This is a genomic window from Mesorhizobium sp. LHD-90 (assembly GCF_030929505.1).
Lineage (GTDB): Bacteria > Pseudomonadota > Alphaproteobacteria > Rhizobiales > Rhizobiaceae > Kumtagia.
The window spans coordinates 15,873-40,372 of the sequence record NZ_JAVFVV010000029.1; the positions used below are offsets into that span (position 1 = coordinate 15,873).

Here is a 24,500-nt window from a genome sequence, read left to right on the forward strand (position 1 = left end):
TTAATGCATTCCTTAAAAAGGGAGTCGTCGAGGGTCTGCCAACATCGCGACGGCAGGCGCCTCAGGCAGCCGGCGCGTCCTTTCCGGCCGCCTTGCGGTTGGTGAAGGAAGCGAGCGCTGCCAGGAAATCGGTCAGTTTCGGGCGCTTGAGCGCGGCGAAGGGCAGGGGCCTCACCGTTTCCATCGCGGCAATGCCGATGCGCGCTGTCATCGTTCCGTTGACCACGCCCTCGCCGAGCTTCGCCGAAAGGCGCGCGGCAAGACCCTGGCCGACGATCTGGTGCACGAAATCGTCGCCGGCGGCGATGGCGCCGGTGACCGCCAGATGTGCAACGACGCTGCGCGCCAGCCGCAAGAAGCCGAGCGTGCCGGGACGTCCGCCGTAGAGCTCAGACAGGCGGCGGATCAGCCGGCCGGCCTCGAACACGACATAGGCGAGGTCGACCAGCGCGCGCGGGCTGACGGCGGTGACAATCGACACACGTTTCGCGGCGTCGAGCACCAGGGTTTTCGCGCGGGCGTCGAGCGGCCCCAGAATTTCGGTCTCGGCGAGACGGATGAGATTCGCCCCGTCGATGATCTCGCCATCGAGATCGGCCAGCGCCTTGCGGCCAGCGGCGGTCTCCGGATTGGCAGCGAGCAGCGCCGTCAATTCGGCAACCACCTTTCGCGCCGCCTTGGCGTCGTCCTTGCGCGCCGCCTCGGCGGCGTCGGCCCGCAGCCTTTCGATCGACGAAAGTTTCGCCAATGCAAGCATTTCGCGGGTTAGAATGACGATGAGCGCGAGCAGCGCGACGGCCGCGGCCGCCGCCGCAACCCAGCCCAGCCATTCGGTGCGCGCGAACAGGTCGCGGATCAGCCGGTCTGTCCACAGGCCGATGGCGAGCGAGACAAGTATGCCGAAGGCGCCGGCGAAGATCGGGGCGAGCCAGGAGCGCCGCCTTGGCGCGGTGGCCGGCGGCGGGTCGCCAGCGACAGCCACAGGTTCGGCGAAGAAGTCGGCCTCGTCCGGCACGACCAGCGCGTCCTCGCTCTTGAGCGCTCGCGGTGGTCTCTGTTTCACGGACGCTTGGGCAGCCGGCGGCCTGGCGGCAGGCGGCGTCGGTTGGGCAGAGGGAGCTGCCGGATGAGGGGCGGGCGCGGGCTTTTCGGCGGCGATCCTGAAGGCCGCCGGCTTGCGGGGCGGTGTCATGCGAGCCGATCTCCCAAGAGAAATTGCAAGGCGCGGTCGAGCCTTATGTGCGGCAACGACAGCGTTGCTCCGTCGGCCGTGCGTTCGAGCTTCGGCGGCCGGAAGCGGACGAAACGGACGGCGTTTTCATCTTCGTGGGCAGGTTCGAAGGCAGCTTCGGTCCGCCCCGGCAGGTCGCCGGGAAACACCGCCGTCTCGGTGTTGCCGTCAAAGACCTCGTCGCCGATGGTTTCGCCCTTGAGCGGCGTGCCGATGATCACCGGCAGTTCCTCGCGGCCCTGCCGGACCGTGCCTTCGCGGGTGGCGCGCACCGCCGCCATGGCCAGTACGTCGATCTCCGCGCCGGTGAGATCGGCGCGCTTCACCGCCCGGTCGGCGATGCGCTTGACGATCGCCTGCAAGCGGTCGTGGCTTTCGTGGTGCAGATGGTCGGCCTTGGTCGCGGCGACCAGGATGCGGTCGATGCGGTGCGAGAAGAAGTCGGTCAGAAAACCGCCGCGACCGATGCGGAAGCAGGCGAGGATTTCGCCCAGCGCCCGTTCCAGGTCGGCCATGGCCCAGGGGCCGGCATTCAGCGCCTGAAGCGCGTCGACCAGCACGATCTGGCGGTCGAGGCGCGCCACATGCTCGCGGAAGAACGGTTTGATCACATGCGTCTTGTAAGCCTCGTAGCGTCGTTCCATCATCGCATGCAGCGAGCCGGGCCGCGCGGCCTTGGCGTCGACGAGGACCAGCGGCGAGAAGGTCAGCGCCGGCGAGCCGTCGAGATCGCCCGGCATGAGGAAACGGCCAGGCGGCAGCGTCGACAATGCGCGCTCGTCGAGTTTGCATGCCCTTAGATAGGACGCGAACGCCTCGGCGAGACGACGCGCCGTCATCTCGTCCGCATCCGCGTCCGGATCGGCCTCGGCCGCCAGCTTTCGCCAGCCCTCCGCCAGGTCGGCGCGCACCGGCAGCGCGGCAAGATCGACGGCTTCCCGGGAGAAGGTGCGAAAATCCTTGGCCAGAAGCGGCAGGTCGAGCAGCCACTCGCCTGGATAGTCGACGATGTCGATCGCCAGCCGGCCGCTGGAGAACATGCGGTTCCAGCCAGAGGCCGCTTCGTATTCGATGGTAAGCCTCAGTTCCGAGATCGCCCGCGTCGAGTCCGGCCAGATGCGCGCATTGACCAGCGCCTCGACATGGTCCTCGTACTGGAAGCGCGGCACCGCGTCGTCGGGCTGCTCCTCCAGCCGCGCGCGAGAGATGCGCCCGGATTTGCGGGCTTCGAACAACGGCAGCCTGCCGCCGTGGATGAGGTTGTGGACCAGCGCGGTGATGAACACCGTCTTGCCGGCGCGCGACAGGCCGGTGACGCCGAGCCTCAGCGAGGGCGGCGAGAACATGCCCGCCGCGCGGCCGGTCAGCGTGTCCAGCGCGATCCGCGCCTCGTCGGTGAAACTGGTGAGTGACGCCAAGCCGAAATCCCGCTGCCTACCGTCCCGGCCATATAGGCGCGGCGCGCCGCAATTGAAATGCCGCACAGCCCGTTCGCGGAGCGCGGGAAGAATCCTACAAGAGGGCGGGGCTGAGAAACGCCGTCAGCTTGCCCTTGCCGGGCGCAGCGTGCCTGAGTTCGGTTTCGAACTCGAGCACCGCCAGTCCAGATGTCGGGAAGCCGGCCGAGAGTGACGCAAGTGCCTCGGCGTCTCCGCTTCCGGCCAGCGCGATGGCCAGATCCTCCATCGTCGGATTGTGCCCGACGACCAGCAGCGATCCGCGTCCGTCATGATCGCGGATGGCCGACAGATAACCGGCGGCGTCCCCGGAATAGAGGGCATCGAGGAGGACGACGCGGCCGGTGTCGGCCTGGGCGGCGACACCTTCCAGCGTCTGGCGGGCGCGCACCGCGGTGGAACAGAGGGTAAGGTCGGGGACGTAGCCGCGCTCGCGCATGGCGAGCCCCATGGCTGCGGCGTCCCGCACGCCCGTCGCGTCGAGCGGACGGTCGAAATCGCGCATTCCGGGCAGCGCCCAGCCGGCCTTGGCATGCCTCAGAAGATAGAGTTTGCTCATCCGCCGCCCCTTGCTGCCCTTGCGGCATAGCGGCCGCAGCGGTTTCGCGCAATGGCCGGCCCGATCCTCATTCTTTCATCAAATCAATGTCATGCAGGCAGCGCCAAAGGCATGCCAAGCACCCCTGGGATGCAACTAACAATCGCGTTATGGGGTAGCGGATTGATCTTGTGCCACTTGGAGGCGGCGAATATATAGGCGCCAAAAAACTGGGGTAATGGGATGAGTCGAATGAGCGTTCTCGTTGATGCCGACTATGTGCCCACGGAAGAAGAGCCGTTCATGAACGAGCGGCAGAAAGCCTACTTCCGGGCAAAACTCATGACTTGGAAGAGCGACATACTCAAGGAAGCCCGCGAAACACTCGAAATTCTCCAGCAGGAAAACGCCAACCACCCCGACCTGGCCGATCGCGCCTCCTCCGAAACCGACAGAGCCATCGAACTGCGCGCCCGCGACCGCCAGCGCAAGTTGATCGCCAAGATCGACTCCGCCTTGATGCGCATCGACGAGGGAACCTACGGGTTCTGCGAGGAGACCGGCGAGCCGATCTCGCTGAAGCGACTGGATGCCCGCCCGATCGCCACGCTGTCGATCGAAGCCCAGGAACGGCACGAGCGTCGCGAAAAAGTCTATCGCGACGATTGAGTTTTGACCGGTCCGCGTTTCGGGAATGCGGGCGATCCTGCACCGCGCCGGTTTTCGCGGTCAGGTTTATTGATCGGGTGACGGCGTATTTGCGCTGACTCCAAGCCCGGTCGCCGCGCCAATCCTTTCAGGCTGTGGCCTTGCCCCGATTTGATCCAGGCGCGGTCAGGCGCTGCCCCCGATCATTGACGCGCGCCTTGCTGCCCTGTCTATTCGGCCAAAACCGTTGAGCGCGAGGGGATCGATGCCGTCAAGACGATCGCAACCTGTCCGGTCGTGGCGAGAGCAATGTCCGATCAGATTGAACCATTCTGCCGGCGATGGTTTGGGCCAAGGTCGAGGGCTTTGTCGCAGGCCGGGCTGGTGGCCCGGACAAGACGAAGCCCGATGGATTTGGCCCAAACCGGCCCGGCCCTTCGGGTTTCCGTTTGGCGGGCGCCCACTTTGTCGGATGGACTTGGCCGTGCCACCGGCACGACCCGCGCCATCCTCCTCGTGGATCGCCTCGCCAAACGTGAAACAGAATGATTCAATCTGGTCGGACATTGCTCTGGGGCCGCTTGTCGCCGCGATGCTGCTGGCCATGCCGAAGGCGGCCCTGGCCGACGACTTCATCAAGGGTGTCTATCTCCAGTCCGAGGAATTGTGCGAGCAGGCCCGCAAGGATTCGCTGCAGACCGTCATAGAGGCGGGCAACACCATGCTTTCGGCGCGCGGCATTGAGAGCATCGAGTACAATTGCGAGTTCGTGCAGATGACCCGTGCAACCCGCTCGCCGACATGGCTGGTGCAGGCGGTCTGCCAGGAGCCCGGTTACCTCTCGCCCGATGTGCTCACCATCCTGGAGATGAACGCGACCCAGCTCGATCTGGTTTCGGTCAAGCCGGCCGATCCAGACTCCGGCGGCGGCAACGGCGGCAGCTATTTCCTTTGCGAGGGCGTGCCGCTGCCGTAGCGCTCCCGGCGCGAACGTCGCGCCGTCTGCGGTTGCGCGCCGCGCGGCACGCCGCTATAGCCCGGACTTCGCCTTTTCCCATCATTTCGCCGAGGCAAGAGATGTCCGTCGATATCGCCACCGTGAAGCGCGTCGCGCGCCTGGCCCGCATTGCCGTCGACGACGCGGACGCCGAACGCATGACCGGCGAGCTCAACGCCATTCTGGGTTTCGTCGAACAGTTGAACGAAGTTGACGTGACCGGCGTCGAGCCTATGGTCTCGGTGACGCCGATGGCCATGAAGAAGCGGCAGGACGGGGTCACCGACGGCGGCAAGGCCGCCGACATCGTCGCCAACGCGCCGGCGACGGCGGAAAACTTCTTCCTCGTCCCGAAGGTCGTGGAGTAGCGCCCATGTCCATCGAGATCGCGGTTGAGACGCCGTTGCAGGACGATGTGCGTACGATGGTGTCGGCGCTGAACGCCACCATGATCCCGCTGACGCCGCGCGAATTCCAGTTCCAGCTCACCGTCGAGCAGATGGCGGAGCCGGCCGTCACCCTGTTCGTGGCGCGCGATGAAGGCAAGCCGGTCGGCATGGGCGCGCTGAAGGACCATGGCGGCGGCGTCGGAGAGGTCAAGCGCATGTTCACGCTGCCGGAAGTGCGGGGAAGACGCGTCGGGTCGCAACTGCTGCGGATGATCGAGGCGCTCGCGCGCGAAAAAGGCATTTCCCGGCTGGTGCTGGAGACCGGCGAGGCGCCCGGCTTCGAGCCCGCCTACCGCGTCTACGAGCGCGGCGGCTTCACCACCTGCGGCGTCGTTCTCGACTATCCCGATTCCGGCCATTCCCGATTCTACGAAAAGAAGCTTTCCTAAATGACCGAGCTCACCGGACTGACAATCGCCGAGGCCCGTGCAAAGCTGAAGGCGCGCGAGATCACCTCTGCCGAGCTGACCGACGCCTATCTCGCTGCGATCGACGCCGCCAACCCGACCTTCAACGCCTATGTCGCCGTCACCCACGACAAGGCGCGCGACATGGCCAAGGCGTCCGACACGAAGCTGGCCAAGGGCGAGGCCGGCGCGCTCGAGGGTATCCCGCTCGGCATAAAAGACCTGTTCGCCACCGAGGGCGTTCACACCCAGGCGTGTAGCCACGTCCTCGACGGGTTCAAGCCACGCTACGAGTCCACGGTGACGTCCAACCTGTGGGCCGACGGCGCCGTCATGCTCGGAAAGCTCAACATGGACGAGTTCGCCATGGGCTCGTCCAACGAGACCTCTTATTACGGCCCGGTCGTCAATCCGTGGCGGCGCCAGCGCACCGAAACGGCGGTGACGCCGTCGATCCATATGGGCGAGGGCGGCTTTGTTTCCGCCGGCAGTGTCGCACGGCAGGTCAAGGCACTGGACAATATGCGGCTCGTGCCCGGCGGTTCGTCGGGCGGCTCGGCGGCGGCGGTCTCGGCCTTCCTCTGCGCCGGCGCCACCGCCACCGACACAGGCGGCTCGATCCGCCAGCCGGCCGCCTTTACCGGCACGGTCGGCATCAAGCCGACCTATGGCCGCGTCTCGCGCTGGGGCACCGTTGCTTTCGCCTCCTCGCTCGACCAGGCCGGCCCGATCGCCCGCGACGTGCGCGACGCCGCGATCATGCTCAAGTCGATGGCATCGGTCGACGCCAAGGACACGACCTCGGTCGATATCCCTGTGCCGGACTACGAGGCGGCCATCGGCCGCTCCATCAAGGGCATGAAGGTCGGCATACCGAAGGAATATCGCGTCGACGGCATGCCGGAGGAAATCGAGACGCTTTGGCAAAAGGGTATCGCCTGGCTGAAGGATGCCGGCGCCGAAATCGTCGACATCTCGCTGCCGCACACCAAATATGCGCTGCCGGCCTATTACATCGTGGCGCCGGCGGAAGCCTCGTCCAACCTCGCCCGCTATGACGGCGTGCGCTACGGCCTGCGCGTGCCGGGCAAGGACGTCATCGACATGTATGAAAAGACCCGCGCCGCCGGTTTCGGCCGCGAGGTTAAGCGCCGCATCATGATCGGCACCTATGTGCTGTCGGCCGGCTATTACGACGCCTATTATTTGCAGGCGCAGAAGGTCCGCAATCTCATCAAGCGCGATTTCGAGAAGGTTTTTGCCGACGGCATCGACGTGATCCTGACGCCGGCGACCCCTTCGGCCGCCTTCGGCATTGCCGACGAAGACATGGCGAACGACCCGGTGAAGATGTACCTCAACGACATTTTCACGGTCACCGTGAACATGGCGGGCCTTCCAGGCATCGCCGTTCCCGCCGGCCTCGACGCCAACGGTCTGCCGCTCGGCCTGCAACTCATCGGAAAGCCGTTCGACGAGGAGACGCTGTTCCAGACCGGCCATGTCATCGAGCAGGCCGCCGGGCGGTTCACGCCGGAGAAGTGGTGGTAGGGCAATTCGTCTCGCGCTTTCCTTGCATGGACGCGGGAACCGCTTATCTTGAAGGGCATCGAGCTGGGGATCGAGTGATGACCGCCCTCACGAGCAAGCCCGTCGTCAAGAGTGAAGTCGTTCGCGATTCGTCGATCATGAGCGGGGATCCTGTCGTGCGCGGCACGAGGGTTCCGGCGATGACGATCGTTGCTTACCTGCGCGCCGGACGGAGCAGCCGCGAGATTTTTGAGGACTATCCGACGCTTCCGGTCGACGGGATCGATGCCGTCATTGCCTGGGCCGAAGCGGAACTGGGGCCGGATTGGCGGGCGCTCGCTGCATCTCGCACGACCCGATCCCGGTGAACCGCTTCTTCATCGACGAGTGTCTGAGCGCGTCGCTCGTCGCGATTGCCAAGGAGCGGGGCCTCCTGGTCGACTACGGCCCGCACATGGGCATGGCCGGTTGGCAGGATTGGAACATAGCCCGGTTTGCCTTTGAAAATGGCTACATCGTCGTGACGAACAATCGACGCGACTTCTTGCGCGAGTATCTGAAGCACGAACTGCACCACGGCCTGATCGTGCTGGTTCCCAATAGTGAGCGGCAGGCTCAGATTGCACTTTTTTCACGTGCTCTCGATCATCTTGTCGAAATGGATGAACCACCCGACGGCAAATTGATCGAGATTCTTGCTGACGGGTCAGTCCATATCCGTGACTGGACGCGCCGTCGGCACGACATCGCCCATATTTCCAATCCGCCCTGGGGCAGCCGATAGGCGGCGGGAGCGATTGCGCGGCAGAATGTTCTTCCTCCTTTCCAAAATCTTCTGGTTCTTCGTCCAGCCGCTGAATCTGGCGATCTTCCTGCTGGCGGCCGGCTTGTTTCGCTGGCGAAAGCTGATGGCGGCGGGAGCGGCCGGCGCATTTCTTGTCCTCGCCGTGGCAACGTGGACCTCCTTCGGCCAGGCGCTGCTTTACCCGCTGGAGGAACGTTTTTCGCGCCCGAACCCGGCGCCTGAAAAGCTGGACGGCATCGTCGTGCTCGGTGGCGGGCTGGAGGGCTCGATCAATCTCGCCCGCGGTGGCTACGAGGTGAATGCCGGCGGCGACCGCTATATCGAGACGGCGGTGCTGGCGCGCCGTTATCCGCAGGCGCACATCGTCGTCAGCGGCGGCGCCGGCACGCTGTTGCTTGACGGCGAGGGCGACGGCGCCACCGCGCCGCGCCTGCTGACGGCGCTCGGCGTCGACCCGGCGCGGCTTATCCTCGAGAACCAATCCCGCAACATGTTCGAAAACGCCCTCTTCACCAAACGGCTGGTGACGCCGCAACCCGGCGAGACCTGGCTGCTGGTCACCTCCGCCTTCCATATGCCGCGCTCGATGGCGCTGTTCCGCAAGGCGGATTTTGCCGTGCTGCCGTGGCCGGTCGACTACCGTACCTCCGGCAGGGAAGGCCTGTTTTTTGCCGACAACGCCATCGATTCGCTGCAGGCGACGACCCTCGGCATCCGCGAATGGATCGGCCTTTTCGCCTACTGGCTGTCTGGAAGGATCGATGAGCCGTTTCCAAGTTAGGGCAGTAGGGCAGTAGGGCAGTAGGGCAGTAGGGCAGTAGGGCAGTAGGGCAGTAGGGCAGTAGGGCAGTAGGGGTGTCCGCTCCCGGCATTGGTTTTGAGATTCGCAACGATCCGTTGACAACTCTGCGAGTTCGCGTTCCCTCTTACTGCCTTACTGCCTTACTGCCATACTGCCTTCTTCACCCAACGCCACCCTCCGCGCCTCAGAAAAGAACTGCCGCCGCAACAGCACGGCGAACAGCAGCAGGGTGGTGAAGATGAAGACGAGCGGGTTCAAGAACCAGCCGAGATAGGCGATCGAGAAGAAGATGCCGCGCAGGCCCGCGTTGAAATGCGCGCCGGCCAGCATGTTCATGCGTGCCGCGCGTTCGATCGCCGCCTCCAGTTCGGCCGGATTGTCGAGGCTGTCCTTATGCATCGGCACCGCGCCGACCAGGATCGAGCAGTAGTTGAACAGCCGATACGACCAGCCGAACTTGAAGAAGGCGTAGGCAAGGATGGCGATCAGCCCGAACACCTTCATCTCGAAAAGCTGCTGCGAGGGAGGATCGGTGAGCGGCAGGTCCGAGACGACCGCCAGCACATTGTCCGACCCGCGCAGGATGGCGAAGCAGCCGCCCAGCGCGATCAGCGAACTCGAGGCGAAGAAGGCGGTGCCCTGCTGAAGGCCGACCATGATGCTGGTGTCGATCATGCGCAATTCGCGCCGGCCCATGGTGCGCATCCAGGCGAGCCGCTGCGCGTTCATGGCCGTGGTCAGCGAGACGCGTCTGACGATATGGCCGTTGGCGGCCAGCGCATGGACCACCCACACCGACAGATAGATGGCGAGGGCGACAATATCCAAGCGCGACAGCATCAGCGATTCGACCATGAAAGAAATCGTAACGCGGGGCGATGCCGAAGGGAAACGGGCGCGCCGGCGATTCTCGGCGAAGACGCCGCCCATCGGCGGCCCTGCGGCGTCGCCGCAATCCCGCCTCACCGGTGAAAACACCGTTTACGGTGAATCAGCAGTAACGTGTTGTTTTTATTAAAATGCTGGCGATCCAATGCCGCAGCGGCACCAGGCCTTGCCACGATTCTGCCATTTTTCGCGTTGCGAAGGCGCGGACGAAATCGTATCACGGCATCCGGCTGGGGGAACAAGGCGGCGCGACGACCGCCACGCCACTTGCCGGCAACGACGGGAAAATCATGGACGACGGAATTCAGAAGTCCTGCTGGGGCCTTACCGCAAAGGTGGTCATAGGCTTCGCGGGCATCCTGCTGCTGACCTGGCTGGTCGGCGGAGGACACGAGACGGCGGCGGTGCTGACCGCAGGCTGATCGGACAACACAGGGCGGCACCGGAAAGGCGCGGGCGACCGCGCCTTTTCGCGTTTCGGCCGCCATGAAGCGCGCCGCAATGTCGCGGCCTGCACAGCGGATTTCGGCATGGGCCTAGTCCCGGCGCGGCAAAAGACCGATATGTTGCTTTCCGCGACAGCATGGTTCGCACCACGCGGACAGGGAGCAACCGTTGTTTCTTTCCGTCTTCGACCTGTTCAAGATCGGCATAGGCCCGTCGAGCTCGCACACGATGGGGCCGATGACCGCCGCCCGACGTTTCCTCGACGAGATCGCCGGCGACGACTGGCCGCGCCCGGCCGGCACGAAGGTCGGGCGGATCGGTGCCAGCCTGCACGGCTCGCTTGCCTATACCGGCGTCGGCCACGGTTCCGACCGCGCCGTCATACTCGGCCTTGCCGGCGAGACGCCCACCACTGTCGACCCCGACAAGTCGGACGCACAGGTCGACGCGATCAAGGCGGAGAAGCGCGTGTCGCCGCCCGGCCATCCTTCCTATCGCTTCGATCCGGCGACCGACCTCGTGCTCGACAAGAAGACGCCGCTGCCTGGCCATGCCAACGGCATGACGTTTTACGCATACGACACCGACGATCATCTCATCCTGCGCCGGGTCTATTATTCGATCGGCGGCGGTTTCGTCGTCTCCGAGGAAGAATTGCAGCGCATGAAGAGCCGCTCGGCGAAGGCCGCAGGGCCGAAGGTGCCGTATCCCTTCGCCGACGCCGCCGAGATGCTGAAGATGGCGAAAAGAAGCGGCCTGTCGATCGCCGAGATGAAGCGCGTCAACGAAGAAACGCAGATGTCGCGCGAGGAACTCGACGCCGGCCTCGACGCCATCTGGAACGCCATGCGCGGCTGCATCGAGCGCGGCCTGGCGCAGGAAGGTGTCATGCCAGGCGGGCTGAAAGTGCGGCGCCGCGCCAAGATGTTGCACGGCAAGCTGGAGGAGGAATGGCGGCAGAATCGCCCGAACCCGCTGCTCGCCAATGACTGGCTCTCCGTCTACGCCATGGCCGTCAACGAGGAGAACGCTGCCGGTGGCCGTGTCGTCACCGCGCCGACCAACGGTGCGGCCGGCACGCTGCCCGCCGTGCTGCGCTATTGGCTGCATTTCCACCCCGACGCCGACCAGCGCGGCGTTCGCGACTTCCTGCTGACGGCGGCGGCCGTCGGCGGCATCATCAAGACCAACGCCTCGATCTCCGGCGCCGAGGTCGGCTGTCAGGGCGAGGTGGGTTCTGCCTCGGCGATGGCCGCCGCCGGTCTCGCGGCGGTTCTCGGCGGCACGCCGGAGCAGATCGAGAACGCCGCCGAGATCGCGCTGGAGCATCATCTCGGCATGACCTGCGATCCTGTCGCCGGGCTGGTGCAGGTGCCTTGCATAGAGCGCAACGCGCTGGGCGCGGTGAAGGCCGTCACCGCCGCCTCGCTGGCGGTCAAGGGCGACGGCAAACATTTCGTGCCGCTTGACGCGGCGATCGAGACGATGCGCCAGACCGGCCGCGACATGAGCGAGAAATACAAGGAGACCAGTCTCGGCGGGCTGGCGGTCAACGTGGTGGAGTGTTGACACCGTTGCCCGATGCGTCGTCAACACGCGCTGTACCGCCTGTGCATAACCTGGCTTGCGATTGAACCGCCGCCGCCGCGCCGCTAAATCTCTTGCATGGCGCTCAACCTGATAAAACTCTGCGTCGGCTGCGACAGTGTCGAGGATCTGGAGGAGTGGATCGCCTTCCGTCTCGACGAGCGGCGGCGCGCCGGCGAGCCGGTGGAACACTATCACACCACCCGCATGGTGCCGACCCGTGCCTCCGAACTGCTCGACGGCGGCTCGCTCTACTGGGTCATCAAGGCGCAGGTGCAATGCCGCCAGCGGCTGGTGGAAATACGCCCGTTCACCGACGACGAGGGCATCGGCCGCTGCCACCTCATCCTCGATCCCAATGTCGAGCGTACCGAATGGCAGCCGCGCCGCGCCTTCCAGGGTTGGCGCTATCTGAAGCCGGCCGACGCGCCGCCGGACCTCGGCAAAGGTAGGGCCGGTTTCATGGAGATGCCGCCAAAACTCCGGCAGGAGCTTGCGGAGCTCGGGCTGCTCTGAGCCGGTCCTGAGACTTCGGCGGGCGCCCGACCCCGCTGGACAAGGCCGCCGCTTTCATGAACAAACGGCTGAAGCCGTTGCGGGGAGTTCGAGCCGGACCGACATGACCGACACGACGGACCGCGTCGAGGACCGGCTGATCGCCTTCCTGCCCAATCTGCGCCGTTTCGCCATTTCGCTCAGCGGCTCGCGCGACGTCGCGGACGATCTGGTCCAGGCGGCCTGCGAGCGGGCGCTGGCCAGCGCCGACCGCTTTGAGCCGGGCACGCGTTTCGACGCCTGGATGTTCCGCATCCTGCGCAACCTGTGGATCGACCAGATCCGCCGCCGGAAAACCGCCGGGGTGCAGGAGGACATTTCCGACCATCACGAGCTCTCGACCGGCACGGGCGAGCGCGAGGCCGAGGCCCGCATGACGCTGAAAAGCGTCGCCGAGGCGATCGGCGAACTCGCCGACGAGCAGCGCGAAGTGCTGCTGCTGGTCTGCGTCGAGGAACTCTCCTACCGCGACGCGGCGGAGGTGCTTGGTATCCCGATCGGCACAGTGATGAGCCGGCTGGCGCGGGCGCGCAAAAATCTTGGCGTGGCCGCGGGAATAGAGGCGGCGCCGGCCCGTTCTGACCATTCGAAGGGTGTGCGGGGATGACAAAGGCCGATTTCACCGACGAGACACTGATGCGCTACGCCGACGGCGAACTCGACGCCGCGACGGCCGAGGCGCTGGAGCGCGACATGGAGACGGACGACGACCTCGTCGCCCGCGTGGCGCTGTTCATCGAGACGCGGGCCGCCGCCAAGGAGGCGCTGCGGCCGCTGCTGGACGAGCCGGTGCCGGCGGAGTTGACGGCTTCGGTCGAGCGCATGATTGCCGGGAAGCGGGCAGCAGGCGTGGCGCCGCAGTCCGGCGCGGGCAAGCCGGAGGCCGTGGTCATCCCCATCGCCGCGGCGCGAGAGGTACGCCGTCCGAAGCCGGTGTGGTTGCTGCCAGTCGCAGCCTCGCTGGTTGCAGCGCTTGTCGGCGGGTTTTTGGGCTTCCGGCTGGAGCAGGGCGGCGACATCCCGCCAAGGGGCGACATCATCGCCGGCATCGACAGCCCGGCCTTGCGGCAGGCGCTGGCCAGCGTGCCGTCCGGACAGGAACAGCAGGTCGATGAGCACCGGTTCCGTGCCATCGCCACTTTCACCGACCGCCGGCAGGAAACCTGCCGCGAATTCGAGCTGGATTCGGAAACCCGCTCGACGGTGATCGCGGTGGCCTGCGCGGCGGAAGGCGGCTGGCGCGTCGATTTCGCCGTTGCCGCGCCCGGCGATTCCTCCGGCTATGCGCCGGCGTCCTCGACCGAGGCGCTGGACGCCTATCTCGGCGCCATCGAGGCAGCGGCGCCCATGGCGGCGGCCGAGGAAGCGGCGGCGCTGAAGGCAATCCGCGAGCCCTCCAAACAATAATCGCCACCGATCGCTTCTTGCGGGGAATAAGGCGGCCAGGCCCCCGTTCTTCCTCGCGGCCGGCACGAAGCCGGTCGCAAGCAAGGAACAGGATCATGTCAACACGGCACTGGAAGTTTCGCGCGGCGGCAATCGCCGGTATGGCGGCGGTAGCCACCACGGCGGCCGAGGCACAGCCCTTTCACATGTCGGTACCCGCCAAGGGGTCCTCGATGACCAGCAATTTGGCGGACGGCGCCGTCATCCTCGTCGGCAACAGCTCGTCCAATTCGAGCTCCAACTCGTCGAGCAACTCCAGTTCGAACTCGTCGTCGAACAGTTCCTCCAACAGCTCGTCGAATTCCAGCTCGAATTCCTCGTCCAACTCGTCGAGCAATTCGAACTCCAATTCGTCATCCAACCGATCGTCCGATGGCTACGATTCCGGCCGCTCCCGGCATGGCGGCAAGGGCAAGGGTTTTGGCAGGAGTTGGGGCAAAAGCTGGAACAAGAGCTGGAAGGCATTGCTGCGCTAGACACAGCCGCGGGGCGGGGGGTTTCGCCCCCGCCCGCCGTTCGTAAAAAACTCAGTCCCGCAGGATCAGCCGGTCGCCGCGCATGTCGAAGCCCGACAGCGTCGAGATGAAATTCATGCCGAGCAGGCTCTGGCCGAGCGTGCCTTCGGCGGCCACGAGGATCGGCTGGTTGCGGCGGATGATGGCGCCGACGGTGATCTCACGCGCCCGGGCCGACGCCGCATGCGTGGTGCCGTTCGCGGTGGCGATCGGGATCGAATAGCTCAATGCGCCGATGTCGATGCCGGCGCGGCGCGCGTCCTCCGTCGTCAGCACCGTGCTGGTGGCGCCGGTGTCGATCAAAAACTCCACATCCGCGCCCTCTACGGTGCCGCGCACCTCGAAATGGCCGTTCGGCCGCTTTTCCATCATCACCGTGGCGCGGCCGTCGGCGTCGGTCACCGACAGCGGGCTTCCAGGCACCAGACCGGCGGTGACGCGTGACAGCACGTCCTGCAACTCGTAGCGATACTGGTAGCCGGCGACCAGCGCCAGCAGCATCGCCAGCCACAAGGCCGCGGCGCGCAGCCCGCCGCTCAACTGGCGTCGCGACGAGACCAGGCCGGCGGAGATCACGGCGACAATGGCACCGAGATAGACCAGGCGAGCAAAACGGTCGTTGTCCAGCCCGAGCACCGAGCCGCTGGAATCGGTGACCAACAGCACGACCAGTCCGACGCCGAGGATGCCGAGACCGATGGTCAGGCGGTTCATGTCATCTCACTCCGCCATCCCGCGCTCGCGCGCCATGCGGGCGCGGCGGGTCTCGCGGCGCGGCTTCCGCTCAACCGTCTCCAGCCGCGCCGGCAGCAGCGCCATCACGGCGCGGCGCTGGTCCGGCGTCATGTCGATCCATTCGGCGATCTCGTCGCGCGTGCGGCCGCAGCCGAAGCAGTAGCCCGTCTTCATGTCGATGGAGCAGACGAGGATGCAGGGCGACTCGATCAAGGTGTTGCCGTTCCGTTCGATACGCTTCACTTGGGACAGGCGAAGACGATATGCAAGGGCGCGATTGTGCCATGCGGCGGAAGCGTTTATGCCCCCGGCAACGACAGCGCTCCCTGGCGGATACGACATGGCATCGGCAAAACCCTTCGACGACATTCGCGCGCTGCTGCCGCAACTGCCGGCCGGCGACGACGAGGTTGCCGAGCGCGTGCGCTTCGATTTCCTGTCGCGCGCCGCCCGTTTCGGCCGGCTGGGAAGGGTCGAAGAGATTGCCGTATGGCTCGCCCGTTGGGCTGGCAAGCAGCCGGCGGTGCGCCGGCCGCTGATGGCGGTGTTCGCCGGCAACCACGGTGTCGCGGCGCAAGGCATTTCGTCACGTCCGGTCGAGGAGACGGCGCGGCTGGTCGAACTCTGCGCAGCCGGCGGCGCTGCCATCAACGGCGTCTGCCTCGCCAACGATGTCGGGTTGAAAGTGTTCGATCTTGCGCTGCATCTGCCTACCGCCGACATTTCTGTCGAGTCCGCGCTCGACGAGCGCGGCTGCGCCGCCACCATGGCCTTCGGCATGGAAGCGGTTGCCGGCGGCACCGACCTTCTGTGCATCGGCGCCATCGGCGTCGGCGGCTCGACCGTCGCGGCGGCGCTGTTCGCCGCGCTGTTCGGCGGCACAGGGGCCGATTGGGTGGAGGCCGGAGCCGACCTGCATGCCCGCAAGGTGGAGACCGTCGACCGCGCGCTGGCGCTGCATCGCGACCATCTTGCTGATCCGCTGGAGGTGCTGCGCCGCCTCGGCGGACGCGAATTCGCGGCGATCGCCGGCGCCATTCTGGCGGCGCGCATGGAGCGCGTGCCGGTCATTCTGGATGGCGCGGCCGCGATCGCCTCGGCGGCGGTGCTGAAGGCGCTGGACGCCGCGCTCGACCACTGCCTTGTCGCGCAGGCGCCCGTCGACCCGGGTCCGGCCAAGGCCGTCGAGCGGCTGGGGCTGAAACCGGTGCTCGATCTCGGCATTTCCGGCGGAGAGGGAACTTCGGCCGTGCTTGCTGCCGGAATCGTGAAGGCCGCCGCCGAAGTGGCATCGACGTTCGCGGAGGCCCGCGCCGCGGTCGCGGGGAAGCGGTAGTCTAGGATCTGTTGAGATTCAGGTCAGGGCGCGCCGAAAATGGCGGTTTTCGAGAACCGAAGCGCAGTGTACGTTAAGGTACAAGAGCATCGGAAGCGCAGAAAAGCGCCATTTGCAGGCCGCCTTGGCCCGAATATCAACAGACCCTAATCCGGCAGCAGCGCTCCCTACTGCCACTGCCCGGTCAGCAGGGTCGTCCACAGGTGGAAATTGCTCGGCAGGTCGCAAAAACCGGCGTCGTAGCGGTGCTGTGTGCAGGCGGGCTCGAAGGGTTTTGTCGGCGGCGCGCTCTGGCAGGCCGAAAGCAGGGTCAGCGCGGCGATCATCGCAATGGGCGGCAGCAGTCGCATCATAAAAGTTCCGATTCGTACCCTCGACACCTAACATAGGCCTCGGCGCACAACCACCAAAGGCTAAGCCGGTCGCACCCCGCCCTATCGCCGTCCGCCCGCCGCCGCCCCCGGCGCCGGCACGGCCGGCATCGCCTCCATCACCCGCGCGGCCGGGAACACGACGATCACCTCGGTGCCCTCGCGCAGCTTCGAGCGGATGTCGAAACTGCCGCCATGCAGGGCGATCAGGCCCTGGACGATCGGCAGGCCGAGGCCGGTGCCCTGTTCGGCGCTTTTTATGGCGATGGAACCCTGGCCGAAGGCCGACAGCACCACCGGCAATTCGTCCTCGGCGATGCCCGGCCCGTTGTCCTTCACAGACAGATACTGGCCGCCGCCCGCCGTCCAGCCGACGCGCACGCGGATCTCGCCGCCGCCGGGCGTGAATTTCACCGCGTTGGAGAGCAGATTGAGCGTGATCTGCCGCACCGCGCGCTCGTCGGCGTGGAGCCGCGGCATGTCCTGCTCGAACTCCTCGACGATGCGGATGTCCTTGGCGCGCGCCTTCAGCGTCATCATGTGGCACGAATCCTCGACCGTGCCGGCCAGCGACAACGCCTCCTCGTTGAGCTGATAGCGCCCGGCCTCGATGCGCGACAGGTCGAGGATCTCGTTGATCAGTTGCAGCAGGTGCTGGCCCGAGGAATGGATGTCGTGGGCGTAATCCTTGTAGGTGGTGTTGGCCATCGGACCCAGCACCTCGCTGCCCATCACCTCGGAAAAGCCGAGGATGGCATTCAGCGGGGTGCGCAACTCGTGGCTCATCGAGGCGAGGAAACGCGATTTCGCCAGGTTGGCCTCTTCGGCGCGCAGGCGCGCCTCGTCCGACATCGCCTTCGCCGTCTCAAGCTCGGCGATCAGCGCGTCCTTCTCCGTGCGGAAGGAGAGCAGCATCAGCGAGGAGCGGTAGATGTGGCCGGAAATGTAGGAAAAGAACGGCAGCGACAGCACGAGCAGCGCCGCCATCAGCGCCTCCACCGGCTGGCGAAGGTCGGCGCCAAGCGCCGCATAGAGCAGCACCGGCAACGCGAAGGTGGCGACCAGCGCGCCGCGCAGCGAAGCGGCGATCAGCGCCGAAGCGGCCACGGCAAGCAGCAGCAGCACGGCCTTGACCACCGGGAATTGCGCCACGCTGCATTCGTCGCATCGCAGCGCCGCCAGATAGGCCCAGCCAAGACCCGACACGAAATGCCCGACCAGGAAGGCGCGTTTCGTCCAGGCGACATCGAGATCGTCGGTCTGCTGGCGCTCGATGCGCTTCGCGACGAAAGCGAGCCCGGCGTAGCAAGTGACTGTTATCAGGGCCCAAATGGCGATCGACAGGGTCATGCCCGCCAGCATGCCGCCGATGGCGATGATCGACACCAGCAGCGGCACGGCGGCCGCGCCGGCGATGGTCGAGTTGGCGTGCAGCTTCAACAGTTCGCGGTCGTAGCCGACATTGCCAGGCTGCTGCGCCAGCCGGTCGCGAATCCGCCGGACGGCCCGCGCCACATCGCTGTTGCGATGCGGTTTGCGCCGGTCCACAATGATCTTGTCCGCCGTGTTGGTGAGCGTGGACGGCATTCCGGTTCAAAAATTTCGCGCGCGGGTTCCAGGATTTTCGGTTCCTCCAAGCTAGTTGCGAATGATTAAGAGACTGTTTGCCATATGAGCAGGCCGTGGCGGGCCGGGCGGGCGCGCCCGCCGCGCAGCTTTGCGCGCAAGGCGTTGGACCTCTCGCTGGCCGTGGTCATCCTGGGGCTGATCGCGCTTCTAGCCGCGCGGCTCGACCGGGTGGAGACCCGGCGCATGGCGGGCTCCGCGATCGTCAATGACGGCGACACGATCACCATTGCCGGCGAAAAGATCCGACTGCGCGGCATCGACGCGCCGGAATATTCGCAGACCTGCCGGCGTGGCGGCAAGGACTATGCCTGCGGCCGCGAGGCGCGCGAGGCGCTGCGCCGTCTGATCGGCGGGCAGGCCGTTTCATGTGCCGGCTGGCAGCGCGACCGTTTCGGCCGGCTGCTCGGCGAGTGCAAGGCGGGCTCGACCGATCTCAATCGCGCGCTGGTGGCGGAGGGCTGGGCGGTGGCCTTCGGCGGCTTCGAGATCGAGGAATTTTCCGCGCGAAAAGCCGGGCGTGGCCTGTGGGCGGGCGAGTTCGACCGGCCGCGGCAATGGCGCGACAGCCATGGCAGCATGGCCGAAGACGAGCACGATTGGCTTGATGCCGCGTGGAATTGGCTGCGGGCAAGCTTCGGGTTCGGCTAGAAGAAGGCTCCCGCGCTAGCTCCGCAGGCCCGGCGCCTCCTGGCCGGTGCGCTCGACATATTCGGTGTAGCCGCCGCCATAGGCGTGCAGGCCGTCCGGCGTCAGTTCCAGCACCCGGTTCGACAGTGCTGCGAGAAAATGCCGGTCGTGGCTGACGAACAGCATCGCGCCCTCATAGCGCGACAGCGCCTCGATCAGCATCTGCTTGGTGGCGATGTCGAGATGGTTAGTCGGCTCGTCGAGCACCAGAAAATTCGGCGGGTCGAACAGCATTTTCGCCATTACCAGCCGCGCCTTCTCGCCGCCCGAAAGCACCCGGCATTTCTTCTCGATCTCGTCGCCGGAGAAGCCGAAGCAGCCGGCAAGCGCCCGCAGCGGCGCCTGGCCCGCCTGCGGGAACGAATCCTCCAGCGATTGCAGCACGGTGCGCTCGCCGTCGAGCAGTTCCATGGCGTGCTGGGCGAAATAACCCATCTTGACGCTCGGCCCGCGCGAAACCGAACCGTCGTCGGGTTCGGCGGCGCCGGCGACCAGCTTCAGCAGCGTCGATTTTCCCGCGCCGTTGACACCCATCACGCACCAGCGCTCGCGCCGGCGCACCTGGAAGTCGAGCCCCTCATAGATCCTGCGGCTGCCAAAACTCTTGTGGACGTTCTTCAGCGTCGCCACGTCCTCGCCGGAGCGCGGCGCCGGCTGGAACTCGAAGCGCACCGTCTGCTGGCGTTTCGGCGGCTCGACCTTGTCGATCTTCTCCAGCTTCTTGACGCGGCTCTGCACCTGCGCGGCGTGGCTGGCGCGCGCCTTGAAGCGCTCGATGAAGGCGATCTCCTTGGCCAGCATCGCCTGCTGGCGCTCGAACTGCGCCTGCTGCTGCACCTCGGCCACCGCCCGCTGCTGGCGGTAGAATTCGTAATCACCCGAATAGGAGGTCAGCGCACCGCCATCGATCTCGACGATTTTTCCCACGATGCGGTTCATGAATTCGCGGTCGTGCGAGGTCATCAGCACCGCGCCGTCGAAATTTTTCAGGAAATTCTCCAGCCAGATCAGGCTTTCGAGGTCGAGATGGTTCGACGGCTCGTCGAGCAGCATGGCATCGGGCCGCATCAAGAGAATTTTGGCGAGCGCCACGCGCATCTTCCAGCCGCCCGACAGTTTTGCGACGTCGCCGTCCATCATCTCCTGCGAAAAGCCCAGCCCGTCCAGCACCTCGCGGGCGCGGCCGTCCAGCGCGTAGCCGTCGAGCTCGTCGAACTTGTGCTGCACCTCGCCGTAACGCGCGATGATGTCGTCCATCTCGTCGGCGCGATCCGGATCGGCCATGGCGGCCTCCAGCTCGGCCATTTCGTCCGCCAGCGCGCTGACCGGACCGACGCCGTCCATCACCTCGTGCACGGCGCTGCGGCCGGCCATGTCGCCGACATCCTGGCTGAAATAGCCGACGGTCACGCCGCGGTCGATCGACACCTGTCCTTCGTCGGGCTGTTCCTCGCCGGTGATCATGCGGAACAGTGTAGTCTTGCCGGCGCCGTTGGGGCCGACGAGGCCGACCTTCTCGCCGCGCTGGATCGCGGCGGAGGCCTCGATGAAGACGATCTGCTTGCCGTTCTGCTTGCCGATATTTTCGAGACGGATCATGCGTTTCCAGCCTGGGATTCATTTCTCGCGGCCGGCTGTTTCGGAGGCGGCTGCGAAAGCGTGGTCCCTAGACCATCGCGCCCGCGTCCGCGCAAGGGTTGCCGATGTCACAGGCGGGCGGCGGCTCACCCCGAAACCGGGATCGCCGTCGTCTCCTTCCCTGTGCGGACGACGAACATCGTATAATAGCGCGCGATGTCGCTGCGGTCGTCGAACAGGCGCTCGCACAGCGAGCCGAACTCCTTCATGTCGGCCAGGCGCAGCATCAGGATCACGTCCGTCTGGCCGGAAACGCTGTAGGCCTGAACGACGGCCGGCTCCCGGGCCGCGAGGTCGAGGAAACGCCGCGTGTGCTGTTCGCCGTGGCGCACCAGTTCGACGGTCACGATCGCCTTCAATCCCTTGCCGGCCTTGGCCGGATTGAGGATCGCCACGATCCGATCGATTGCGCCGCCGGCCTTCAGCCGCTGGATGCGGCGCAGGCAACTGGACGGCGAAAGCCCGACCAGGTCCGCCAGCTCCGCATTGGTTCGCGACGCATCCTCCTGCAGAAGGTCGAGCAGTCTTTTGTCGATGCGGTCCATCCATTTCTCCCGGCCGCCACCCGCCAACACCATGCAATAATATTGCACGCACCCGCAAGTTTTTGACGCCGAATGCGAACGGCGCCGGGTTAAGAGGTTGGCCGAAGTTTGGAGACATGGCCATGACGGCGACGGCGCTGTTTTATCGAAAGACCCGCGAAACCCTTGAAATCTATTGGGAACTGGTGCGCATCATCGTGCCGGTCACGCTGCTCACCCAGGCGCTGGTGGAGTTCGGCGTGATCCGCGCCGTCTCGCCGGTGTTCGCGCCGGTCATGGAACTTTACGGGCTGCCGCCGGAGCTTGCCTTCGCCTGGCTGATGGGATTGCTGGTCGGGCTCTGGGGCGCGGTAGCGACCCTTTTCACCCTGGTGCCGGTCTCGGAACTGACCGTCGCCGACATGACTGTCTTTTCGGCGCTGCTGCTGGTGGCGCACGCCATCCCCATCGAACAGCGCATCATCCAGAAGGCAGGCCCCGGTTTCCTGGTCACCGCGGCGGTCCGCATCGGCGGCGGCATGGTCTTTGCTGTCATCCTGCACCAGACCTTTGCCGCGACCGGCTGGCTGGCCGCGCCGCTGGAGCCGGCCTGGATGCCGATGGGCCAGAGCGCCGGCTGGGGCGAATTCGCGTGGGGTCTGGCGGAAAGCCTGGCCGCCATGCTGGTCATCCTGCTTGCCCTTAGCTGGACGATGGAGATCCTGAAAATCTCCGGCATCATGGACTGGCTGAACAAGGGCATCGCCCCTCTGTTCCGGCTTGCCGGCATCCGCTCCGAAACCGTGCCGTTCGCGGCGGTGGGTCTTTTCCTCGGCATTTCTTATGGCGGCGGGCTGCTCATCCGCGAGGCGCGCTCGACGGCCGTCGAACCGCGCCAAATCTTCCTCGCCTGCGTCTTCATGGGTTTTGCCCACTCGCTGATCGAGGACACGCTGCTCGTCGTTGCCCTCGGCGCCGACTTCACCAGCGTCTTTGTCGGCCGGCTGATCTTTGCCGTGCTGGCAACCGCCTTGATCGCCAGGACAATCCGCTCTGCCCCTGAACGCGTATTTTTCCGGGCGTTCTTCGACGGAAAAGGTTCGGAGGCGCTGGGATCGGAAACAAAACCCTGATGCCGGGGGGCAATCCCTATACCGCGAATGAATTTCTCTGCTCAGTGAAACGTGCGAATGAACAGAAAATGCTTGTAGAGATGCGCTCCGATATCCTGAAAGTTCTTCAAATCTTGGTCTGCAACATAGGGGGTTCCGAGTTCCGGATCGCCGACATACATCGAATAGCATCCGTGCTGGCGATCGACCGAAAGCCGGATCGTGTATCGATACTGCGGGAAACGTTCCGACAGATCGGCCCGGATCCGGCCATGCAGAGCCGCGTCCTCGTACTCTGATCCCGAGGGCGGCACGATGAAGAGTTCATGGATTTTGTGTGCCACGGTCATCGGGTGATGTCCTCAGGACAGTCGGGAAAAGACCTCGTCCGCGAATTTTCTCAATTCGCTTTCGGTTACCTCACGGGGAACTCCGGCGGCCATCAGGCGCGACCGCATGGTGGCAATGACGAATTTCCAGTAGTGATCGGCGTCCCGCCCGGATTTTTCCGACAGGGCCTGGGCCGCCTGCAAGATTTCTCCGATACGTTTTCGCGCCGGAAACGGGATCACCAGGCAGCGCCCGCGGGCGCGACGGGCGGCTTCGAAATCGTGGAGGGTCATGATCTTTCTACACGATGCGCCGATCCGCGGAGAAGTTAAAGGTCCGCGGCGGTCAGCACATAGAGTTGACTCCGTTTGTTCGAATAGGCCTTCCGCGCCGCGTTCTCGATCGACTTCCTTGCCGCATCGAACGCGGCCAGATACCTCGCCTCGGCGTTCCCTCCGCCATCGAGCGGCTTCAATGCGTTGGTTTCGACGAAGAACGGGACCTTGAACATCCCATCATAACCCAGGAAATGGACTGCCTGCCTCCCGGCGTCATAGCTTCGGCTCTGGTTTGGAAAGGCTAGGGTCATGGACGGAATACTCTGGTGCTCCGGTTGACGGCAGATGATTGCGGTTGCCCGCCTGTACGGGATCGCTCATCGATACGAGGGAATGCTTCCCCTCGATTGCCGTCAGAATGTGATGCTGCTCAAGGCGAGGTACAGAAAGCCGCCGATCACGGAAGCGACCAGCAGTATCAGGATGATGGCGGTTGGATCCGCTGCGATCCGTTCAAGCCGCCTCACAATGCGATGTCCGCTGCGCGCGCGGTATCGCTCCGTGCTTCGTTGTTCGCGCGCACCTCGTTGAGGACGCGCGACAACATTGCCATGTTGGAAGAGGTCGGTTGCGGTGTTGGCAAGGCGGAAGACATGGGTGTCCTCCTTTCCGGCTGGGGCTAGGGCACGATAGCCGCCCTCAATCGACAGCGCCCTTGAAAAGGCTGCCAACCCGAAGACCCTAGCAGCAGGCAAGCAGGATAGCGAGGTTAATCGGATTCTTGTCAAATAAATCCCTGCTTGCCCTATTACCCTGCTACAAGCATTTCTGGGCATTTGCGATCAGGCGAACTTGCCCAGGTCAAGATCGGACAGATTTCATGGAAATCCCGGATTGGATTTCGCCGGTGCTCTTCGGCGCCGGCACGGGGGCGCTCGCTTTGTCACTCGTCGGTTTTACTTGGGGCGGCTGGCTCACCGAACGCGCGGCGCGGCGCATGTCGGACGACGCTGTGCTGTCGGCCGTCGCTCTGAGTCTTCTGCCCTATTGCCTGGAGCGCGCGGAACGCGATCCGAATTCCGCCGCGATCGTGGCCGATATGAAAATCGCGCGCGCCTTTCAACGGCCGGGTCTCGTCGCCGCCGCCGGATGGGCGACGCCTCTCGGAGAAGACAAGCCCAACCGGGAACTGGCGCGTGCTTGCGGGATCGCGCTTACCCCGACGGCCCTGCCGGCGCAATGATCCGGCCTGCGGGCTTGTACTTTCCAGCGTCAGCGCCAGGCAAGCCGATTACCACGGAGCATCGCCGATGATGAGTTCGACTTTCACCGCGCTTCGAGTGCAAGGCGTGACCGCTCGGTCCTTGCGGGAGGCAACCGCATTGAACTTCGACGCTTCGTCATTCCTGCGGCCCAGACCCAGCTATGGTCTTCCCGACAAGGCGACGCAAGACTTCTGGACGGAGATGGTATCGGCCCGACGTGCCTATCGGGAGAAAACGGGGCACAACATCGAGGACGTGTTGCCGCGATAAAAGTGGCGATCCAACGATCACCA

32 protein-coding genes are annotated in these 24,500 nt (G+C 65.2%); 17 read left to right on the top strand and 15 right to left on the bottom strand.

Going from position 1 to position 24,500, the window contains the following annotated elements:
* Positions 1-61 precede the first annotated feature (61 nt).
* The 3 genes from RB623_RS27630 to RB623_RS27640 form a co-directional block, all read right to left on the bottom strand.
* Positions 62-1,192, bottom strand: a complete 1,131-nt coding sequence (locus tag RB623_RS27630) for a TIGR01620 family protein (protein ID WP_308060343.1) — start codon at positions 1,190-1,192, stop codon at positions 62-64.
* Entirely contained in the window at positions 1,189-2,649 is a 1,461-nt protein-coding gene (locus RB623_RS27635; RefSeq protein ID WP_308060344.1) for a YcjX family protein, read from the bottom strand. The genes RB623_RS27630 and RB623_RS27635 overlap by 4 nt, the downstream gene beginning before the upstream one ends.
* Positions 2,650-2,743: 94 nt before the next feature.
* On the bottom strand, positions 2,744-3,247 hold the full coding sequence (locus tag RB623_RS27640) for a histidine phosphatase family protein (protein WP_308060345.1): 504 nt from the start codon (positions 3,245-3,247) through the stop codon (positions 2,744-2,746).
* Positions 3,248-3,478: 231 nt separating this feature from the next.
* On the opposite strand from RB623_RS27640, the gene dksA reads away from it, so the two are divergent.
* The 8 genes from dksA to RB623_RS27680 all read left to right on the top strand — a co-directional run bounded on the left by dksA (position 3,479) and on the right by RB623_RS27680 (position 8,843).
* Complete coding sequence (dksA, locus tag RB623_RS27645; protein ID WP_308060346.1) at positions 3,479-3,895, top strand: RNA polymerase-binding protein DksA; 417 nt, start codon at positions 3,479-3,481, stop codon at positions 3,893-3,895.
* A 571-nt stretch (positions 3,896-4,466) separates the two neighbouring features.
* The gene (locus tag RB623_RS27650) at positions 4,467-4,850 is read left to right on the top strand and encodes a hypothetical protein (protein WP_308060391.1); all 384 of its coding nucleotides are present in this window, start codon (positions 4,467-4,469) and stop codon (positions 4,848-4,850) included.
* 101 nt (positions 4,851-4,951) lie between these two features.
* Positions 4,952-5,239, top strand: a complete 288-nt coding sequence (gene gatC, locus RB623_RS27655) for an Asp-tRNA(Asn)/Glu-tRNA(Gln) amidotransferase subunit GatC (protein ID WP_308060347.1) — start codon at positions 4,952-4,954, stop codon at positions 5,237-5,239.
* 5 nt (positions 5,240-5,244) lie between these two features.
* On the top strand, positions 5,245-5,709 hold the full coding sequence (locus RB623_RS27660) for a GNAT family N-acetyltransferase (RefSeq protein ID WP_308060348.1): 465 nt from the start codon (positions 5,245-5,247) through the stop codon (positions 5,707-5,709).
* A complete protein-coding gene (locus RB623_RS27665) occupies positions 5,710-7,278 on the top strand; it encodes an amidase family protein (RefSeq protein ID WP_308060349.1) in 1,569 nt (522 codons plus the stop codon). It abuts the gene before it with no gap.
* A gap of 77 nt (positions 7,279-7,355) precedes the next feature.
* The gene (locus tag RB623_RS27670; protein ID WP_308060350.1) at positions 7,356-7,625 is read left to right on the top strand and encodes a DUF433 domain-containing protein; all 270 of its coding nucleotides are present in this window, start codon (positions 7,356-7,358) and stop codon (positions 7,623-7,625) included.
* Complete coding sequence (locus tag RB623_RS27675; RefSeq protein WP_308060351.1) at positions 7,622-8,041, top strand: DUF5615 family PIN-like protein; 420 nt, start codon at positions 7,622-7,624, stop codon at positions 8,039-8,041. The genes RB623_RS27670 and RB623_RS27675 overlap by 4 nt, the downstream gene beginning before the upstream one ends.
* A gap of 25 nt (positions 8,042-8,066) precedes the next feature.
* Entirely contained in the window at positions 8,067-8,843 is a 777-nt protein-coding gene (locus RB623_RS27680) for a YdcF family protein (protein WP_308060352.1), read from the top strand.
* Between the two features lie 153 nt (positions 8,844-8,996).
* Here the strand turns inward: RB623_RS27680 and RB623_RS27685 are convergent, their stop codons facing one another.
* On the bottom strand, positions 8,997-9,719 hold the full coding sequence (locus RB623_RS27685) for a DUF599 family protein (RefSeq protein WP_308060353.1): 723 nt from the start codon (positions 9,717-9,719) through the stop codon (positions 8,997-8,999).
* 323 nt (positions 9,720-10,042) lie between these two features.
* On the opposite strand from RB623_RS27685, the gene RB623_RS27690 reads away from it, so the two are divergent.
* The 5 genes from RB623_RS27690 to RB623_RS27710 all read left to right on the top strand — a co-directional run bounded on the left by RB623_RS27690 (position 10,043) and on the right by RB623_RS27710 (position 13,748).
* Positions 10,043-10,174, top strand: a complete 132-nt coding sequence (locus RB623_RS27690; RefSeq protein ID WP_308060354.1) for a hypothetical protein — start codon at positions 10,043-10,045, stop codon at positions 10,172-10,174.
* Positions 10,175-10,367: 193 nt separating this feature from the next.
* Positions 10,368-11,768, top strand: a complete 1,401-nt coding sequence (locus tag RB623_RS27695) for an L-serine ammonia-lyase (RefSeq protein ID WP_308060355.1) — start codon at positions 10,368-10,370, stop codon at positions 11,766-11,768.
* Positions 11,769-11,864: 96 nt separating this feature from the next.
* A complete protein-coding gene (locus RB623_RS27700) occupies positions 11,865-12,302 on the top strand; it encodes a DUF1489 family protein (RefSeq protein WP_308060356.1) in 438 nt (145 codons plus the stop codon).
* Between the two features lie 103 nt (positions 12,303-12,405).
* Positions 12,406-12,948: an RNA polymerase sigma factor gene (locus tag RB623_RS27705; protein ID WP_308060357.1), complete on the top strand. Its 543-nt coding sequence runs from the start codon at positions 12,406-12,408 to the stop codon at positions 12,946-12,948.
* Positions 12,945-13,748 carry an anti-sigma factor gene (locus RB623_RS27710; RefSeq protein WP_308060358.1) on the top strand — a complete coding sequence of 268 codons (804 nt, stop codon included), beginning with the start codon at positions 12,945-12,947 and terminating at the stop codon, positions 13,746-13,748. The genes RB623_RS27705 and RB623_RS27710 overlap by 4 nt, the downstream gene beginning before the upstream one ends.
* A 181-nt stretch (positions 13,749-13,929) precedes the next feature.
* Here RB623_RS27710 and RB623_RS27715 read toward each other — a convergent pair whose 3' ends face one another.
* The 3 genes from RB623_RS27715 to RB623_RS27725 form a co-directional block, all read right to left on the bottom strand.
* Positions 13,930-14,148, bottom strand: coding sequence for a hypothetical protein (locus RB623_RS27715; RefSeq protein ID WP_308060359.1), 219 nt, complete (start codon positions 14,146-14,148; stop codon positions 13,930-13,932).
* 166 nt (positions 14,149-14,314) lie between these two features.
* Complete coding sequence (locus RB623_RS27720; protein ID WP_308060360.1) at positions 14,315-15,016, bottom strand: TIGR02281 family clan AA aspartic protease; 702 nt, start codon at positions 15,014-15,016, stop codon at positions 14,315-14,317.
* A 6-nt stretch (positions 15,017-15,022) separates the two neighbouring features.
* Positions 15,023-15,247 (bottom strand): DUF1289 domain-containing protein, encoded by a 225-nt coding sequence (locus RB623_RS27725; protein WP_308060392.1) that lies wholly within the window; start codon positions 15,245-15,247, stop codon positions 15,023-15,025.
* Between the two features lie 130 nt (positions 15,248-15,377).
* Here RB623_RS27725 and RB623_RS27730 point away from each other — a divergent pair, with 130 nt between their 5' ends.
* Positions 15,378-16,373 (top strand): nicotinate-nucleotide--dimethylbenzimidazole phosphoribosyltransferase, encoded by a 996-nt coding sequence (locus RB623_RS27730; RefSeq protein WP_308060361.1) that lies wholly within the window; start codon positions 15,378-15,380, stop codon positions 16,371-16,373.
* 167 nt (positions 16,374-16,540) lie between these two features.
* On the opposite strand, the gene RB623_RS27735 is transcribed toward RB623_RS27730, so the two are convergent.
* Both RB623_RS27735 and RB623_RS27740 read right to left on the bottom strand, forming a co-directional pair.
* Positions 16,541-16,726, bottom strand: a complete 186-nt coding sequence (locus RB623_RS27735; RefSeq protein WP_308060362.1) for a hypothetical protein — start codon at positions 16,724-16,726, stop codon at positions 16,541-16,543.
* 81 nt (positions 16,727-16,807) lie between these two features.
* Positions 16,808-18,331 (bottom strand): HAMP domain-containing sensor histidine kinase, encoded by a 1,524-nt coding sequence (locus RB623_RS27740; protein WP_308060363.1) that lies wholly within the window; start codon positions 18,329-18,331, stop codon positions 16,808-16,810.
* Between the two features lie 84 nt (positions 18,332-18,415).
* Here RB623_RS27740 and RB623_RS27745 point away from each other — a divergent pair, with 84 nt between their 5' ends.
* Positions 18,416-19,021: a thermonuclease family protein gene (locus tag RB623_RS27745; protein ID WP_308060364.1), complete on the top strand. Its 606-nt coding sequence runs from the start codon at positions 18,416-18,418 to the stop codon at positions 19,019-19,021.
* 15 nt (positions 19,022-19,036) lie between these two features.
* Here RB623_RS27745 and RB623_RS27750 read toward each other — a convergent pair whose 3' ends face one another.
* Together RB623_RS27750 and RB623_RS27755 are read right to left on the bottom strand one after the other, a co-directional pair.
* On the bottom strand, positions 19,037-20,659 hold the full coding sequence (locus RB623_RS27750; RefSeq protein ID WP_308060365.1) for an ABC-F family ATP-binding cassette domain-containing protein: 1,623 nt from the start codon (positions 20,657-20,659) through the stop codon (positions 19,037-19,039).
* A gap of 125 nt (positions 20,660-20,784) precedes the next feature.
* A complete protein-coding gene (locus tag RB623_RS27755) occupies positions 20,785-21,243 on the bottom strand; it encodes an Lrp/AsnC family transcriptional regulator (protein WP_308060366.1) in 459 nt (152 codons plus the stop codon).
* Between the two features lie 122 nt (positions 21,244-21,365).
* On the opposite strand from RB623_RS27755, the gene RB623_RS27760 reads away from it, so the two are divergent.
* Positions 21,366-22,355 (top strand): nucleoside recognition domain-containing protein, encoded by a 990-nt coding sequence (locus RB623_RS27760; RefSeq protein ID WP_308060367.1) that lies wholly within the window; start codon positions 21,366-21,368, stop codon positions 22,353-22,355.
* Between the two features lie 41 nt (positions 22,356-22,396).
* Here RB623_RS27760 and RB623_RS27765 read toward each other — a convergent pair whose 3' ends face one another.
* The 4 genes from RB623_RS27765 to RB623_RS27780 all read right to left on the bottom strand — a co-directional run bounded on the left by RB623_RS27765 (position 22,397) and on the right by RB623_RS27780 (position 23,673).
* Positions 22,397-22,684: a hypothetical protein gene (locus RB623_RS27765; protein ID WP_308060368.1), complete on the bottom strand. Its 288-nt coding sequence runs from the start codon at positions 22,682-22,684 to the stop codon at positions 22,397-22,399.
* Between the two features lie 12 nt (positions 22,685-22,696).
* Positions 22,697-22,906 (bottom strand): DUF6074 family protein, encoded by a 210-nt coding sequence (locus RB623_RS27770; RefSeq protein ID WP_308060369.1) that lies wholly within the window; start codon positions 22,904-22,906, stop codon positions 22,697-22,699.
* Between the two features lie 86 nt (positions 22,907-22,992).
* The gene (locus RB623_RS27775) at positions 22,993-23,253 is read right to left on the bottom strand and encodes a DUF1488 domain-containing protein (RefSeq protein ID WP_308060370.1); all 261 of its coding nucleotides are present in this window, start codon (positions 23,251-23,253) and stop codon (positions 22,993-22,995) included.
* 102 nt (positions 23,254-23,355) lie between these two features.
* Positions 23,356-23,673, bottom strand: a complete 318-nt coding sequence (locus RB623_RS27780) for a hypothetical protein (protein WP_308060371.1) — start codon at positions 23,671-23,673, stop codon at positions 23,356-23,358.
* A 176-nt stretch (positions 23,674-23,849) separates the two neighbouring features.
* On the opposite strand from RB623_RS27780, the gene RB623_RS27785 reads away from it, so the two are divergent.
* On the top strand, positions 23,850-24,185 hold the full coding sequence (locus tag RB623_RS27785) for a hypothetical protein (protein WP_308060372.1): 336 nt from the start codon (positions 23,850-23,852) through the stop codon (positions 24,183-24,185).
* Positions 24,186-24,500: the final 315 nt, after the last annotated feature.

Bases quoted from the DNA above. Each gene is read 5' to 3' on its own strand.
- RB623_RS27630 (WP_308060343.1), bottom strand. From the start codon at position 1,192: ATGACACCGCCCCGCAAGCCGGCGGCCTTCAGGATCGCCGCCGAAAAG.
- RB623_RS27640 (WP_308060345.1), bottom strand. From the start codon at position 3,247: ATGAGCAAACTCTATCTTCTGAGGCATGCCAAGGCCGGCTGGGCGCTG.
- dksA (WP_308060346.1), top strand. From the start codon at position 3,479: ATGAGCGTTCTCGTTGATGCCGACTATGTGCCCACGGAAGAAGAGCCG.
- RB623_RS27650 (WP_308060391.1), top strand. From the start codon at position 4,467: ATGCTGCTGGCCATGCCGAAGGCGGCCCTGGCCGACGACTTCATCAAG.
- gatC (WP_308060347.1), top strand. From the start codon at position 4,952: ATGTCCGTCGATATCGCCACCGTGAAGCGCGTCGCGCGCCTGGCCCGC.
- RB623_RS27660 (WP_308060348.1), top strand. From the start codon at position 5,245: ATGTCCATCGAGATCGCGGTTGAGACGCCGTTGCAGGACGATGTGCGT.
- RB623_RS27665 (WP_308060349.1), top strand. From the start codon at position 5,710: ATGACCGAGCTCACCGGACTGACAATCGCCGAGGCCCGTGCAAAGCTG.
- RB623_RS27670 (WP_308060350.1), top strand. From the start codon at position 7,356: ATGACCGCCCTCACGAGCAAGCCCGTCGTCAAGAGTGAAGTCGTTCGC.
- RB623_RS27680 (WP_308060352.1), top strand. From the start codon at position 8,067: ATGTTCTTCCTCCTTTCCAAAATCTTCTGGTTCTTCGTCCAGCCGCTG.
- RB623_RS27685 (WP_308060353.1), bottom strand. From the start codon at position 9,719: ATGGTCGAATCGCTGATGCTGTCGCGCTTGGATATTGTCGCCCTCGCC.
- RB623_RS27690 (WP_308060354.1), top strand. From the start codon at position 10,043: ATGGACGACGGAATTCAGAAGTCCTGCTGGGGCCTTACCGCAAAGGTG.
- RB623_RS27700 (WP_308060356.1), top strand. From the start codon at position 11,865: ATGGCGCTCAACCTGATAAAACTCTGCGTCGGCTGCGACAGTGTCGAG.
- RB623_RS27705 (WP_308060357.1), top strand. From the start codon at position 12,406: ATGACCGACACGACGGACCGCGTCGAGGACCGGCTGATCGCCTTCCTG.
- RB623_RS27710 (WP_308060358.1), top strand. From the start codon at position 12,945: ATGACAAAGGCCGATTTCACCGACGAGACACTGATGCGCTACGCCGAC.
- RB623_RS27720 (WP_308060360.1), bottom strand. From the start codon at position 15,016: ATGAACCGCCTGACCATCGGTCTCGGCATCCTCGGCGTCGGACTGGTC.
- RB623_RS27730 (WP_308060361.1), top strand. From the start codon at position 15,378: ATGGCATCGGCAAAACCCTTCGACGACATTCGCGCGCTGCTGCCGCAA.
- RB623_RS27735 (WP_308060362.1), bottom strand. From the start codon at position 16,726: ATGATGCGACTGCTGCCGCCCATTGCGATGATCGCCGCGCTGACCCTG.
- RB623_RS27740 (WP_308060363.1), bottom strand. From the start codon at position 18,331: ATGCCGTCCACGCTCACCAACACGGCGGACAAGATCATTGTGGACCGG.
- RB623_RS27745 (WP_308060364.1), top strand. From the start codon at position 18,416: ATGAGCAGGCCGTGGCGGGCCGGGCGGGCGCGCCCGCCGCGCAGCTTT.
- RB623_RS27750 (WP_308060365.1), bottom strand. From the start codon at position 20,659: ATGATCCGTCTCGAAAATATCGGCAAGCAGAACGGCAAGCAGATCGTC.
- RB623_RS27755 (WP_308060366.1), bottom strand. From the start codon at position 21,243: ATGGACCGCATCGACAAAAGACTGCTCGACCTTCTGCAGGAGGATGCG.
- RB623_RS27760 (WP_308060367.1), top strand. From the start codon at position 21,366: ATGACGGCGACGGCGCTGTTTTATCGAAAGACCCGCGAAACCCTTGAA.
- RB623_RS27765 (WP_308060368.1), bottom strand. From the start codon at position 22,684: ATGACCGTGGCACACAAAATCCATGAACTCTTCATCGTGCCGCCCTCG.
- RB623_RS27775 (WP_308060370.1), bottom strand. From the start codon at position 23,253: ATGACCCTAGCCTTTCCAAACCAGAGCCGAAGCTATGACGCCGGGAGG.